Annotated in this window: 12 protein-coding genes; 3 read left to right on the top strand and 9 right to left on the bottom strand. The window is 56.2% G+C overall.

The features are described 5' to 3' along the window. Position 1 precedes the first annotated feature (1 nt). Positions 2-1447, top strand: a complete 1446-nt coding sequence (locus GOW92_RS20375; RefSeq protein ID WP_170564113.1) for a nodulation protein NodH — start codon at positions 2-4, stop codon at positions 1445-1447. Here the strand turns inward: GOW92_RS20375 and GOW92_RS20370 are convergent. The 8 genes from GOW92_RS20370 to GOW92_RS20335 all read right to left on the bottom strand — a co-directional run bounded on the left by GOW92_RS20370 (position 1431) and on the right by GOW92_RS20335 (position 10651). Beyond that, the gene (locus GOW92_RS20370) at positions 1431-1949 is read right to left on the bottom strand and encodes a L,D-transpeptidase family protein (protein WP_170564109.1); all 519 of its coding nucleotides are present in this window, start codon (positions 1947-1949) and stop codon (positions 1431-1433) included. The two genes, GOW92_RS20375 and GOW92_RS20370, sit on opposite strands and share 17 nt — an antisense overlap. A 57-nt stretch (positions 1950-2006) precedes the next feature. Further along, positions 2007-2792 carry an ion transporter gene (locus tag GOW92_RS20365; RefSeq protein ID WP_170564107.1) on the bottom strand — a complete coding sequence of 262 codons (786 nt, stop codon included), beginning with the start codon at positions 2790-2792 and terminating at the stop codon, positions 2007-2009. A 21-nt stretch (positions 2793-2813) separates the two neighbouring features. After that, a complete protein-coding gene (locus GOW92_RS20360; RefSeq protein WP_170564104.1) occupies positions 2814-4037 on the bottom strand; it encodes a class I SAM-dependent RNA methyltransferase in 1224 nt (407 codons plus the stop codon). Positions 4038-4075: 38 nt separating this feature from the next. Then, positions 4076-5908: an ABC transporter ATP-binding protein gene (locus tag GOW92_RS20355; RefSeq protein WP_170564101.1), complete on the bottom strand. Its 1833-nt coding sequence runs from the start codon at positions 5906-5908 to the stop codon at positions 4076-4078. Then, the gene (locus GOW92_RS20350) at positions 5905-7743 is read right to left on the bottom strand and encodes an ABC transporter ATP-binding protein (RefSeq protein ID WP_170564098.1); all 1839 of its coding nucleotides are present in this window, start codon (positions 7741-7743) and stop codon (positions 5905-5907) included. Before GOW92_RS20350 ends, GOW92_RS20355 begins: the two co-directional genes overlap by 4 nt. Positions 7744-7933: 190 nt before the next feature. Continuing rightward, positions 7934-9088, bottom strand: a complete 1155-nt coding sequence (locus GOW92_RS20345; RefSeq protein WP_170564095.1) for a CCA tRNA nucleotidyltransferase — start codon at positions 9086-9088, stop codon at positions 7934-7936. Further along, on the bottom strand, positions 9085-9690 hold the full coding sequence (locus GOW92_RS20340; protein ID WP_170564091.1) for a CoA pyrophosphatase: 606 nt from the start codon (positions 9688-9690) through the stop codon (positions 9085-9087). The genes GOW92_RS20345 and GOW92_RS20340 overlap by 4 nt, the downstream gene beginning before the upstream one ends. Further along, positions 9674-10651: an Hsp33 family molecular chaperone HslO gene (locus GOW92_RS20335; RefSeq protein WP_170564088.1), complete on the bottom strand. Its 978-nt coding sequence runs from the start codon at positions 10649-10651 to the stop codon at positions 9674-9676. Before GOW92_RS20335 ends, GOW92_RS20340 begins: the two co-directional genes overlap by 17 nt. Positions 10652-10727: 76 nt before the next feature. Here GOW92_RS20335 and GOW92_RS20330 point away from each other — a divergent pair, with 76 nt between their 5' ends. Further along, positions 10728-11174 carry an NUDIX hydrolase gene (locus GOW92_RS20330; RefSeq protein WP_170564085.1) on the top strand — a complete coding sequence of 149 codons (447 nt, stop codon included), beginning with the start codon at positions 10728-10730 and terminating at the stop codon, positions 11172-11174. Here GOW92_RS20330 and GOW92_RS20325 read toward each other — a convergent pair. Further along, positions 11168-12439 (bottom strand): PP2C family protein-serine/threonine phosphatase, encoded by a 1272-nt coding sequence (locus GOW92_RS20325; RefSeq protein WP_170564082.1) that lies wholly within the window; start codon positions 12437-12439, stop codon positions 11168-11170. The genes GOW92_RS20330 and GOW92_RS20325 overlap by 7 nt on opposite strands. Before the next feature lie 151 nt (positions 12440-12590). Here GOW92_RS20325 and GOW92_RS20320 point away from each other — a divergent pair, with 151 nt between their 5' ends. Further along, positions 12591-12938, top strand: coding sequence for an Hpt domain-containing protein (locus GOW92_RS20320; protein WP_170564079.1), 348 nt, complete (start codon positions 12591-12593; stop codon positions 12936-12938). Positions 12939-12988 lie beyond the last annotated feature (50 nt).

The raw sequence follows: 12988 nt of genomic DNA, 5'->3' as shown, positions 1-12988 counted from the left end.
TATGACGCCCCAATTCGACTATTTCATAATTCTTGCGGCCATGCGGACCGGCTCCAACCTGCTTGAGGCAAATCTGAACGCCATCAAAGGGGTTACGTGCCATGGCGAGGCGTTCAATCCCCATTTCATCGGCCGGCTTAAATCCGACGCGCTACTAGGCGTCTCGTTAGAGGAACGGGATCACGACCCGTCCTTTTTGCTTGAGGCGATCCGACAAGCGCCCGGAGAACTGAACGGGTTTCGCTTTTTTCAAGGGCATGATCCGCGCGTGTTAGAGCCTGCATTAAGTGATCCGCGCTGCGCCAAGATCATTTTGACACGAAATCCGCTGGACAGTTTCATCTCACTGAAGATCGCGCGCGAAACAAAGCAGTGGCAGCTGAAGAACATCAAGCGTCGCCGCGAAGCCCAGGTTGAGTTCGACGCCGAAGCGTTCATGAAATACCTGAACCGGCAGCATGAATTCCACTTGTTGTTGTCGCAGCGTTTGCAACAAAGCGGCCAGACCCCGTTTTACATTGCCTATGAAGACCTGAACCATCTGCCCATTCTGAACGGGCTTGCCGCTTGGTTGGGTGTGTCCGGCAGGCTGTCGGCAATCGACAAAACGCTCAAACCGCAAAACCCGGAACCGGCACTGTCCAAGGTGACGAACCCCCATGAGATGGAGCAGGCGTTATCGCAGATCGACAGCTACAACCTGCACAGCACTCCGAATTTCGAACCACGCCGGCGCCCTTTGGTGGCAAACTACATTGCCGCGCCAAAAACGCCCCTGATGTACATGCCGATCCGCGGCGGAATGGAACAACCCGTGGCAAAGTGGATGGCCACGCTGGATCATGTTGAAATCGACCAATTACTGACCAATCAAAACAGAAAGCAGACGCGACAGTGGTTTCAATCCAATCCCGGGCATCGAAAATTCACCGTGCTGCAACATCCTTTGACGCGGGCGCATCGCGCCTATTGCAAGCATATCTTAAACACGGGTCCCGGTGCGTATCCCAAGATACGTCATGTGCTGCGCAACCGGCTAAAAATTCCTATCCCCGGACAGTTGCGCGAAGGCAATTACCCGATTGAACAACACTATGAGGCATTTTCGGCATTCCTGACTTTCCTGCGCCAAAACCTTGCCCAGCAGACAGCCATACGCATTGACGCGGCATGGTGCAGCCAGTCGCAGGTCCTTGAAGGAATGGCACCTTTTGCTTTGCCCGACCTAATCCTGCGGGAAGACGAAGTCACAACCGCACTGCCCGATCTGGCGCGCCGGATGGGACACGATACACCACCTTCACCCGAACTCAGCGAGCCAGATGTACCCTTCTCGTTGGCCGAGATTTATGACGATAACTTGGAGGCGCTGTCCGCACAGGCGTACCAACGTGACTATATGCAGTTCGGATTTGGGCCCTGGACACCGCTTAGGGACGCAGAGTAATCAGCGTGCCCCGGTTTACCATTGAATAGATCTCTTCGATCTCGTCGTTCTTGACGGCGATGCAGCCCGCGGTCCAATCCGACGTCTTTTTAGCGCGCTTACGCTCTTTGCGACGGTTCGGCTGTCCGTGGATAAAGATATCTCCGCCTGGATCGACACCCATGGCCTTCGCTTTCGCGACGTCTTCAGAGTTCGGGTACGAAATCCCTAGCGACAGATGATAGCGGCTATTGGGATTGCGACGATCAATCAGATAACTGCCTTCCGGTGTGCGTCCATCGCCCCGCTTTGCTTTGGTGCCGTTGGGCGCAAATCCAAGATCAACCTTATATTCTTTCAGGATCTTATCATTGTGCAAAAGATATAGTTTACGCGCACTCTTGTTTATGACCAGAGAGGTCACTTCGGGTCCGTTGTAGGTCAGAATTCTGGGGCTGGCCGAAGCACACGCTGAAAGACTCAGCGTTGCCATTGCGCCCAATCCAAATGCTCGACGATCCATGTTCACTGCCTGCTGCTCTTTTTTTGTGTATTATGCCAGAAATCGAAAAAACTGAAATCACTTTTTGATGTTCTGTTGCTCAGTCAGGCGACGCTCGATGCTGTCCAACCGCTCCAGCACTTCATCACGATAGGCATCGGTTTTGACTTCGTCCTCTGCATGATGCGCATCCTGCATCGAATTTACGATCAGACCAACCAGCAGGTTCACCACTGCAAAGGTGGTCACCATAATGAACGGCACAAAGAACAGCCAGGCGTAAGGATAGATCTCCATTACCGGGCGCACGATACCCATCGACCAGCTTTCCAGCGTCATGATCTGAAACAGTGTGTATGCCGAAAGGCCCAGGTCACCAAACCAGCCCGGGAAGGTCTGGGAGAACAGTTTGGTCGAGATCACCGCGCCGATGTAAAACAAGATCGCCATCAGAAGGAAAACGCTGGCCATACCCGGCAGAGCCGAGATGAACCCTTCGACCACGCGACGAAGGCGCGGCGCGACCGAAATTACACGCAAAACCCGCAGAATTCGCAAAGCCCGCAGCACCGACAGGCCGGAACCACCCGGCACCAGAGCGATACCTACAATCACAAAATCAAACACGTTCCAACCATTGGTGAAAAACCTGCGCCCAGTTGCCAGTAGTTTCATCCCGATCTCGGCTACGAAAATGGCCAGGCAAAGGCTGTCCAGTGTCACAATCAACGGGCCTGCAACGCCCATCAGTGTGGGTGATGTCTCCATCCCTAGCAGAATCGCGTTAAAGATGATGACACCGGTAATGAACTTCCCGAAAGCTGGTGCTTCGATAAGGGTCAGCAGGCGTTGGGTGATCCCCATTCGGGTGTTCTCCTGTAAGTCTTAAGGGTTCAGGGTGAACCGGGCGGCAAGTTCGGTGTGTGACGACCATCGAAATTGGTCAACGACCTGTACCCATTCAAGGGTGTAGCCTGCATTAACAAGCATTTTCGCATCGCGGGCGAAGGTCACCGGGTTGCAGGACACATAAGAAATCACCGGGCGCAGGGCATGCGCCAACTCGACCATTTGCGCTTCGGCCCCGGCGCGTGGTGGGTCAATCACAACTGCATCAAAGGACTTCAATTCATCCGGCATCAGCGGTCGCCGAAAAAGGTCACGGGCCTCGGTCGTAACCCGTTTGAGGCCCTGCGCTTTGCGCCAACCCTGATCCAGCGCTTGCGTCATCGCAGGCTCACCTTCAACAGCGTGAACCTCTGCTTCTTTGGCCAAAGGCAAGGAGAATGTGCCGCTACCAGCGAACAGATCCAAAATACGCTTTGATCCAGCCACAGATTCGGAAACAGCCTTTAACAGAGCCTGTTCTCCGTCTTTTGTCGCCTGTAGAAACGCGCCAGGCGGTGGGATGACACCCGCCACGCCAAAGCGCTGGACAGGCGGCTGGCGCATGGCAATTACTTCACCGTCCCAGCTAAGCCGGGCCAGACCGTATTTCTCGGTCGCTTGCGCCAAGGCCAACTCAAGTGGGCCGTCCAGCGGTTTGCCGCCACTTACCGCCACATCCAGCCCGACTTCGGACAAGGTCAACGTCACAGCGAGTACACCCTTGCGGCTGCCGCCTAGAACGGCCAGCGCTTCGGCAACTGGAATGGCCTTAATCAGGGCCGGATCCAGCAGATGACAATCCGGGATCTCGGTGATCGTATCTGACGCGCGGCCGTGGAACCCGGCCAATGTGCCCTTTTTTGTCCGTCGAACCGCGATCGTTGCGCGACGGCGAGATCGCTCTGGCGAAGTATGGATCGGACGCATCACGGCCTCCAACCCCTGTGCGGATAACGCGGTGCGCACCACGTCAACCTTCCAGTCAGCAACGAACCCATCCGCCGCGTGCTGCAGCTGGCATCCGCCACACGACTTGTAGTGCCGACAGGGAGCTTTAACTCGTTGGTCCGAGGGCGTTTCGACGCGAATATCTGTCAGGAACTGGCCCAGCAACGTGCCGCTAACCACCTCACCTGGCAAGGTGCGCGGAGCGTAAATGGGGCCATCAGCGATGCCGTCGCCTTGATGGCCAAGGCGGGAAATGGTGTAGGTTTGCGTCATGAGCGCCTGATACCGGGGCTTGGCCCGCAACAAAACCCTTATTCCGCAGCTTCCGCCTGAATGAACCCGCCCGACTGACGATGCCAGAACCGCGCATATAGCCCGCCGCGATCCAGCAGCTCATTATGCGTGCCGGTTTCAACGATACGCCCCTGATCCAGAACTATGATCCGGTCCATCTCGCTGAGCGTCGACAGACGATGCGCAATCGCCAGCACCGTCTTGCCCTGCATAACCCGATGCAAAGCTGTCTGGATCGAGGCCTCAACTTCGGAATCGAGCGCCGAGGTCGCCTCATCCAGTACTAGAATAGGCGCATCTTTTAGAATGGCGCGGGCCAACGCGATCCGTTGCCGCTGCCCACCACTCAGCTTTACGCCGCGCTCGCCCAGATGGGCATCATAGCCGGTTCGGCCATGTGCGTCCTGAAGGCTTAGGATGAACTCATGCGCTTCGGCCTTCTGGGCCGCCTCGATCATTTCATCTTCCGAAGCGTCAGGACGGCCGTAAAGGATGTTCTCACGCGCAGATCGATTGAACATTGCGGTTTCCTGCGTGACCATGCCGATCTGGCGACGCAAGCTATCCTGCGTCACCTTGGATACGTCCTGGCCATCAATCAGGATCGCACCCTTTTCGCCGTCATACAGGCGCAACAACAACGAAACCAAGGTTGATTTCCCTGCGCCCGAAGCGCCGACAATGCCCAACTTTTCGCCAGGGTGGACGGTCATATTCACGTCCGATACGCCGCCAATATCGCGACCATAGGCAAAGCTGACTTGGTCAAAAGTGATCTGACCTTCAGGCACGGACAGGTTCGCCGCACCATCCTGATCCTCGACCCGTTCACGTCTGGCCAGCGTTTTCATACCGTTCTCGATCTCACCGACATTGGCATAAAGCCCCATCAGCGTGAAACTGACCCAGCCGGTCATCTGTGCGATGCGGATCGAAACGGCCCCAGCGGCCACGATGTCCCCGGCGGTTGCAGCCCCCGCTTGCCATAACCATAGAGTTGCGCCGATCAGCAACACGGGCAGAACCCCGGCCAGCAGCATAAGAATAAAACGGAAGCTGGCTGACAGGCTGCCGAAAGCCAGCATCTTTTCTCGCAGATCGACCATGGAATTCCGCGCGGCCTGGTCTTCGAAGTCAGAATGGGCAAACAGTTTGACGGTCTTGATGTTGGTGATCGTATCGACCACCTGACCTGACACCATGGCCCGTGCCCCAGCCCGCGCGGCCGAGCGTTTTCGGATGCGTGGCAAATACCAGCGCACCAGCAGAAAATACACCACCAGCCAGGCTGCAAACGGCAACATCACCAGCGGATGAATAGACCCTAACAAAAGCAAAGACCCCGCAAGTGAGGCCAATGCAAAGACGATCGCGCTGATCGTTTCCGACACGACAGAGGCCATCGCATTGGATGTTTGCATCTGCTTCTGCGCAATGCGACCGGCGAAATCGTCGTCGAAATAAGTGACCGATTGACCAAGGGTCCACCGGTTCAACTTGGCCAGAACCAGCGGTGTGATGTTGGGCATGACGATGTAGTTGTTGGTCAGCGACGAAAGCCCGAACAGGGCCGGACGCAGTAGCATGAAAAACGCAACGACGCCAAGGATCATCCACACGTTTCTGGCAGTCAAAAAATTGCCGGGTCCGCTGGTTGTTGCCGCGTCAATGACCAGACCTAACATCCATGCTGTACCGGCTTCCATCGCGCCAGCCGTGGCCGAAAAGAAAGCAGCAACGAAAATCATTGGCCATGCACCTGACAGGCACCAGCGAATGAACGCCCCCAGCGTTTGCGGCGGGGGCGTTTCGATGTTTTTGAACGGATTTATGAGGTCGGCAATCCTCATTCAGCGGCCTCCGGATTCAGGAAGCCCCCAGATTGCCGCGCCCAGAACTGGGCGTAAAGCCCACCTTGCGCCAACAGTTCGGAATGGCCGCCTTCTTCGACGATCCGACCGCCATCCATGACCAGAATACGGTCCATCTGCGCGATGGTACTTAGCCGGTGGGCAATGGCGATCACGGTTTTACCTTGCATCATGCCGTAAAGAGTTTCCTGAATTGACGCCTCGACCTCGGAATCTAGGGCAGATGTCGCCTCATCCAACAGCAAGATTGGTGCATCTTTCAGGATCACCCGCGCCAGCGTTACGCGCTGCCGCTGACCGCCAGACAGCTTCACGCCCCGCTCACCCACATGCGCGTCGTAGCCGGTGCGCCCTTCGGGATCTTGCAGATCAAGAATGAACTCATGAGCTTCGGCCTGCTTGGCGGCTGCAATCATCTGCTCTTCTGTGGCTTCGGGACGGCCATAGAGGATGTTGTCGCGCACCGAACGATGCAGCAGAGCGCTGTCCTGTTGAACCATACCGATATGGCTGCGCAAACTGTCCTGCGTGACCTTGGCGATGTTCTGTTCATCAATCAGAATCGCACCCTGCTCGACATCGTAGAACCGCAAAAGAAGCTTAACCAGGGTCGATTTTCCCGCACCGGATCGCCCGATCAAGCCGATCTTTTCGCCCGGTTGGATAGTCAGATTGATGTGATCCAGACCACCTGTTTTGCGACCGTAGTGGTGCGACAGATCGCGAATGTCGATCTGACCGCTGGTCAGTTGCAACGGCTTGGCATCCGGGGCATCCAGCAGATCAATGGGCTGCGCAATCGTCTGCATCCCCTCGGCCACAACACCAAGCTGGCGGAAAAAGCTGGTCAGCGCCCACATGATCCAGCCAGTCATTGCATTCAGGCGCAAGGTCAATGCGGTTGCTGCCGCAACAACACCCACCGATGCGCTACCCTGCATCCAAAGGGAAATAGCCCAACCCACAACCCCAACGATCAGCAAACCGTTCAGCGTGACCAAAACCGCGTCCATGATCGTGAAAATCCGCATCTCGACCTGGAAGGTGCGGCGCGTTTCCTCAATAGCTTCGCGAGCATAGTCCAGTTCCTGCGCGCCATGAGCGAACATCTTGACCGAGTGGATATTGGTATAGCTGTCCACCACCCGGCCCGTGACAGCCGAACGTGCATCCGATGCCGCCTGCGAGGCCGGGCCAACCCTTTTTACCGTCCAGCGAACCAGAACCGCGTAAAGCGCAAACCATGCTAGCAGCGGCAACAGCAACCGTGGATCGGCCGCCATCAACAGGACGGCGGCACCAATCAGGTACGCTATTGAGAATGAGATCGCATCAAACACCTGAAACACGGCCTCACCCGCAGCGGGTGGTGTTTGCATGATCCGGTTGGCAATGCGACCGGCAAAGTCATTCTCGAACCACCCCACGGATTGGCGCAGCACATGCTTGTGCGCGCGCCAGCGGATCAGGGTGCCAAAATTCGGCAGGATCGTATTGTTCAGAAGCAACACGTCGACGACATGCAGCAGCGGGCGCAGGAACAGTACAAACAGTGCCAGCAGGATCAGTTCGGTCCCGTGGTCCTGCCATACTTCGGTGGGCGTACCGGATAACAGGTCAACTACGCGACCCATATAGTAGATAAGGCCAACCTCAACCGCCGCAACGACGACGGAAATCAAGCCAGCCCAGAAGAACACCCGCATGAATGGCTGCGAGTAGTCCAACATGAACGGCCACAACCGCGTCGGCGGTGTGTCGGTTTCCTTGTAGGCAACAAAAGGGTCAACGAGGTTTTCGAAATAGCGAAACATGGAGAGTGCTCCGGTTGAGCAGAAAATTAGTCATGCGAAGAAAGATGGCGTCAGAACACCACCCTTACGGGTCAAAGTGTTCCAGCCTTAGCTGTCCCAGATCCCGTAATACATTCGCATCCCTCCATTCATGTGACAGGGGCAAGTAACCATAAACTTATTTACTTGTCATCCCCTTTTGAGACTTCCTTTATTCACCTAGCAGGTCTTCGCGACCCAGCGTGAAGCCCGAGGCAATCCACTGCGCCTCAAGCTCAGCCAGTTTCTTGCCCAGCGCGGGGCCGGTGAATTCAGGGATCAGATCTGTTGCCTTGATCGGAAAGATCGCAGCGGCACCTGAGTGAAGATCGCGTTTGATAGTGTCTGACCAGGGCTGCTCCAGAAAAGCACAGCGCAAAAGCGATTCATGAAGCCCGTCTGTTTCGCCGTACCGAAACCCCAATTCGGCAAAACTGGCCGGGCTGGATGCTTCATCGCGCATACGGGTCAGGCGCTGCAATTGCGCACGACTAAGACGCAACGATTTCGCGACCTCGGGTGGCGCAATGGCCGCCAATCGCCGCACCGGTTCCGGATCGGCGCCAGCCTGCTGTTCCAACGTGATCAACGGTGCCAATGCACGATCATCTGCGCCGGGCAATAGCTGCACCATAACTCCGGCACTGCGCATCGCGGCAACGGAAGGCGCGGGATCAGGTGCCCCCAACAGTTTCAATAGCTCGGCCCCAACGCGTTCGCGGGATAAACCCGCCAGACCGTCCAGGTTGGACGCAATGGCCGCCAGAGCGTCGGGATCAAACCCAGCCTCGGCATCCCCATACCAGGCGTGAAAGCGGAAATAGCGCAGCGACCGCAGGTAATCCTCACGAATTCGGTTCGCAGCAGTGCCGATAAACCGGACGCGACGCGCCTGCAGATCAGGCAAGCCATTCAAAGGGTCCAGAACGATACCGTCAGGCCTCGCATAGATCGCATTCATCGTGAAATCGCGACGTGCGGCATCCTCTTCGACTTTGCCCGAAAAAGCGACGACTGCGCGACGGCCATCCGTTTCAACATCACGGCGAAAGGTAGTGATCTCATGCGGGATACCCTGACTAACCACGGTGATTGTGCCGTGATCAATCCCGGTGGGTATGGCCTTAAGCCCCGCTTTCTGCGCCAGCTCGACCACTTTTTCAGGCCGCGCGTCGGTAGCGATATCGATATCTGATACCGGAGATCCCAATAGCGCGTTGCGGACACATCCGCCGACAAACAAAGCCTGGAAACCAGCATCGGTCAGGGCGGCGCAAACCCGTTGCGTTGCAGGTTCGGACACCCAGTCTTCTGTGATGTGAGTCATTCGTTAATCCGTGCTGCCAATCCCCGCAAAATTCGGGCTGTTGCACCCCAGATGTAATAGGGGCCGAAAGGTACCGTGAAATAATACCGCCTTTGTCCGCGCCAGCGACGCGATTCAACGATATAATTCGCAGGGTTGAGCACATGTGCAAGAGGAACTGAAAACACCTCGGCCACTTCGCCCGGCTCGGGCGCGGATTGAAAAGTTTCCCGCAAGATTGCAACTACAGGCGTTACGGTGAAAGACGTCACCGTTTCATGCGTCGGCAAGTGGCCAAGAATTTCCGGCAACTCCTGTGGAAGGCCGATTTCTTCCTGGGCTTCGCGCAAAGCGGTGGCGGTTACATCCGCATCGCCTTTGTCCTGTTTGCCACCCGGAAAAGCAATCTGACCGGGGTGATGTTTAAGAGCCGAAGATCGTTTTGTAAGGATCAGGCGGGGCACACCACCTACCAGCGAAATCGGAACCAAAACTCCGGCGGGACGGAGTTTGCGGCCTTCGGGAAGAACAAAATCGGGGTTCAGGTCGAAATCGCTTGAACCTTCGCCAGGGCGGCGCAAGGCCGCCCGCAGCTGATCAGTTGGATCAGGCGTTGTCCGCATCAAACCCAACCGTAGAAGGATCAAGCACGTAATGCGCACCACAGAACTGGCAATCGGCGGTCACGTCACCCTCGGGCGTGGTCATCTTCTCGATGTCCTTGGCCGAATAAATCGACAGACTTTGCCGCACACGATCTTCGGAACATGTGCACCCAAATTGCACCGACTGCGCATCGTAGACCCGAGGCTGTTCTTCGTGGAACAGACGGATCAATAAATCCGTGGGTGCAATTGACGGGCCGATCAGTTCCAGGTCATCGACCGTGTCCAACAACACGTTGACGCGACCCCAATTTTCGCCTTCTTCACCATCGACAAGATCATTTGCAGTCAGGATGTTCCCTTCGCCCTCACCGGAGGCCACAAAGGGCGAAGCTTTTGGCATGTGCTGCAGCATGACCCCACCTGCACGCCAGTGTTCGCCTACGCCCGGCTCGGTCGATTTGCCAAAGCTTAGCGAAAACCGGGTCGGTAACTGTTCTGACTGGGCGAAATACGCCTCGGCACAAGCGCTAAGCGATCCTCCGTCCAGAGGGGTGATGCCTTGATAAGGTTGGGTTCCCTCACCCTGATCAATCATGATGGCAAAATACCCCTCGCCCACCTGATCGAACGGAGCACCGTCTGTCAGGCGGTCGCGGTCAAAGCTGGCATAGGCACGAATACGGGCCGGCTCACCCTCGGTCTTTGGGGCATAGTAATCGGTCGCAATCATGCGCACAGCACCCTTGGACTGAACCTGCAGAGACAGCTTCCAGCGCAGCGCAACTGTCTGGCCGATCAGCGCAGTCAGAAGGGCCATTTCGGCCACCAACGCCTCGACCTTTTCGGGGTAGTCATGCTGTTTCAGGATGCCGTCAAGCACACCATCCAGACGGGCTACGCGGCCGCGGATATCCGATACATCGAGTTGAAAGGGCAGGACGGTATCGTCCCACGCGATTTTTGTTCCAAGAGACATGGGGTTTCCTTACACGCCACAGGTTGGCATACCGCCAGCATATAGGTCGAACTATTCGGGTTTTAAGGGGCCATACATGATCAGACGGTTTGGTGAAACCCCTCAAGCCGGGCGGACATACACGCGCCGGGTGGGAGTTTATGCGTTGCTGCCCCGTGGCCGAAGCCTTTTACTGACCTGCCAGACAGAACCCGGGCCTGATCTACAATTGCCCGGCGGTGGAATTGATCCGGGCGAATCACCGATCACGGCCCTGCACCGCGAAGTGTTCGAAGAAACCGGCTGGTTGATCGCATCGCCGCGTCGCATCGGTGCCTTTCGTCGGTTCACTTATATGCCCGAATACGATCTGTGGGCTGAAAAGATTTGCCACATCTATCGCGCCCGTCCTGTTCGGCGAATGGGACCGCCATCTGAACCGTTCCACGAAGCCCTGTGGATGCACACTGCCGATGCGGTTCAGATGCTGGGCAATGGCGGCGATCGCCACTTTGCCGCGCTGCATGAACAACGGCTTCAGTGACCATTATATTCAAAGAATACGGCCGAAATATCATCATCCATTCCCTGACCGGGCGACATGGCCTGCGTCAGCCGCCAGAACATATCGTCCAGGAATTCAGTTCCGCTTCGGCACGACCCGCAATCCAGTGCCATCTTTAGCAAGCCGTCCTCTTCCAGCAAGCCGCCATCGGCAAGACTACACTCCGTAAAACCATCGGAATACAGCAATAGCCGGTCACCGGGCTGCATATAAAACTCGGTCCGTTGAAAGGTGACATCCGGCAGCAATCCGATGGGCAACCCGCCCTCACCCAGAAATTCAGTTCTTCCGTCCTGACATAGCAACAGCGGATGTGGATGCCCTGCCTGCACCATTTTCACATGTCCGTTGCGCAAGTCCACGATGGCATAGACCATCGTAAAATACTCTTCGATCCCCGTGTCTGCCATCAGCCGCGAATTCAGAGTTTCTGCGACCTCTTCAGGTGGCAGCAACGCGTAAAATTTGTCGAACCGCCGCGCCATCGCAACGTTCTGATCAAAGTGATTGCTGGACAGGTAGCCCCCCAATCGCGCCGTCATCATGGCCGACGTGATGCCATGTCCGGATACATCGATACTGTAAAACCCCAGCCTGTTCACACCCGGAGAGAACATCCCCACCAGATCGCCTCCTATATGACCGCAGGGTTTCAGCAGCATACTCACCCGGGATTTACCAAACTCGCGCGTCAGTTCCGGGACCAGTGATTCCTGTATTTTTCGCGCCTGTATCAGGTCTTTGTCGATCGCATCGTGGGCAACGCGCAGTTCCTCAAGCGCAGATTCGATCAACTGGTTTTTCCTAGACAACTCGCGCTGCATATCAAGAATACGCGCACCCGCCGAGATGCGTGCCCGCAGTTCATCCGCCTCCAGCGGTTTGATCAGGAAATCATCCGCACCGGCATCCAGGCCGCGGGCCACTTCTTGCTTTTCACTTTTGGACGTCAGCAGAATAAAATAGCTGTATTGCTTGCTGTCCAGGGCGCGAAACGCCTTGCAAAAGTCCAACCCGCTCATTCCCGGCATGACCCAATCACTAAGGACCAGATCTGGTGGATCCGACGCACACATTTCAATTGCGACGTCACCACTGTCGGCCTCAAGCACGTCAAAGCCCCACTTCTTGAGTGAAGCGACCAGAATTCGCCGCTGCAGGCGGCTGTCATCTACAACAAGCACCTTTTGGATCGCACCAAAGTCCAGTTCTGATCCGGTGTCTGCCTGACTGACCTCTGCCACCTTAACCCTCTACCCAGCAACGCCTATCGGAATGGGATGACCCTATGGCGAGGCTGTTTAACAATGGGTGAAAAGCGAAACCCTTGCCGCTTAACCCGCTCTTTACTCATTCTGCGCTACCAAATCCCCAAGCAGATAAGGTGAGGATGGCATGATCAACTGGTCCAGGGTTCGACAGCTAAGGGACGAGGTCGGCGCCAGCGAATTTAATGAGGTGGTGCATATCTTTCTTGACGAAGTGAATGAGGCGCTTACCCGGCTTCGCAACGACTCCGCCCGCACAGAGTTCGAACAAAACCTACATTTTGTAAAAGGAAGCGCGCTGAGCCTTGGGTTCGAGACCTTAGCAAAGCTTTGTCAGGACGGGGAAAGGCAATCGGCACAAGGGGACGCCCAAGTGGTCGACGTGGCCAATATCCTCAGAGTATTCGAACACTCTGCCGTTGAGTTCAAGGCAGGGCTAAGCAGTTTATTGCGGCCAGCGAAGCCGGTAGATTGACTGACGGGGTTCCGTTCATCGCTACCCCAGAGTTCGCGTCAATCTGCCAA

The sequence above is a fragment of the Ruegeria atlantica genome (assembly GCF_013032505.1).
Classification (GTDB): domain Bacteria; phylum Pseudomonadota; class Alphaproteobacteria; order Rhodobacterales; family Rhodobacteraceae; genus Ruegeria; species Ruegeria atlantica_F.
The sequence above is the reverse complement of the archived record's forward strand: the minus strand, read 5'-3'. Positions and strand labels throughout refer to the sequence as shown.

Bases quoted from the DNA above. Each gene is read 5' to 3' on its own strand.
- GOW92_RS20335 (WP_170564088.1), bottom strand. From the start codon at position 10,651: ATGTCTCTTGGAACAAAAATCGCGTGGGACGATACCGTCCTGCCCTTT.
- GOW92_RS20375 (WP_170564113.1), top strand. From the start codon at position 2: ATGACGCCCCAATTCGACTATTTCATAATTCTTGCGGCCATGCGGACC.
- GOW92_RS20365 (WP_170564107.1), bottom strand. From the start codon at position 2,792: ATGGGGATCACCCAACGCCTGCTGACCCTTATCGAAGCACCAGCTTTC.
- GOW92_RS20330 (WP_170564085.1), top strand. From the start codon at position 10,728: ATGATCAGACGGTTTGGTGAAACCCCTCAAGCCGGGCGGACATACACG.
- GOW92_RS20370 (WP_170564109.1), bottom strand. From the start codon at position 1,949: ATGGATCGTCGAGCATTTGGATTGGGCGCAATGGCAACGCTGAGTCTT.
- GOW92_RS20350 (WP_170564098.1), bottom strand. From the start codon at position 7,743: ATGTTTCGCTATTTCGAAAACCTCGTTGACCCTTTTGTTGCCTACAAG.
- GOW92_RS20320 (WP_170564079.1), top strand. From the start codon at position 12,591: ATGATCAACTGGTCCAGGGTTCGACAGCTAAGGGACGAGGTCGGCGCC.
- GOW92_RS20360 (WP_170564104.1), bottom strand. From the start codon at position 4,037: ATGACGCAAACCTACACCATTTCCCGCCTTGGCCATCAAGGCGACGGC.
- GOW92_RS20340 (WP_170564091.1), bottom strand. From the start codon at position 9,690: ATGCGGACAACGCCTGATCCAACTGATCAGCTGCGGGCGGCCTTGCGC.
- GOW92_RS20345 (WP_170564095.1), bottom strand. From the start codon at position 9,088: ATGACTCACATCACAGAAGACTGGGTGTCCGAACCTGCAACGCAACGG.
- GOW92_RS20355 (WP_170564101.1), bottom strand. From the start codon at position 5,908: ATGAGGATTGCCGACCTCATAAATCCGTTCAAAAACATCGAAACGCCC.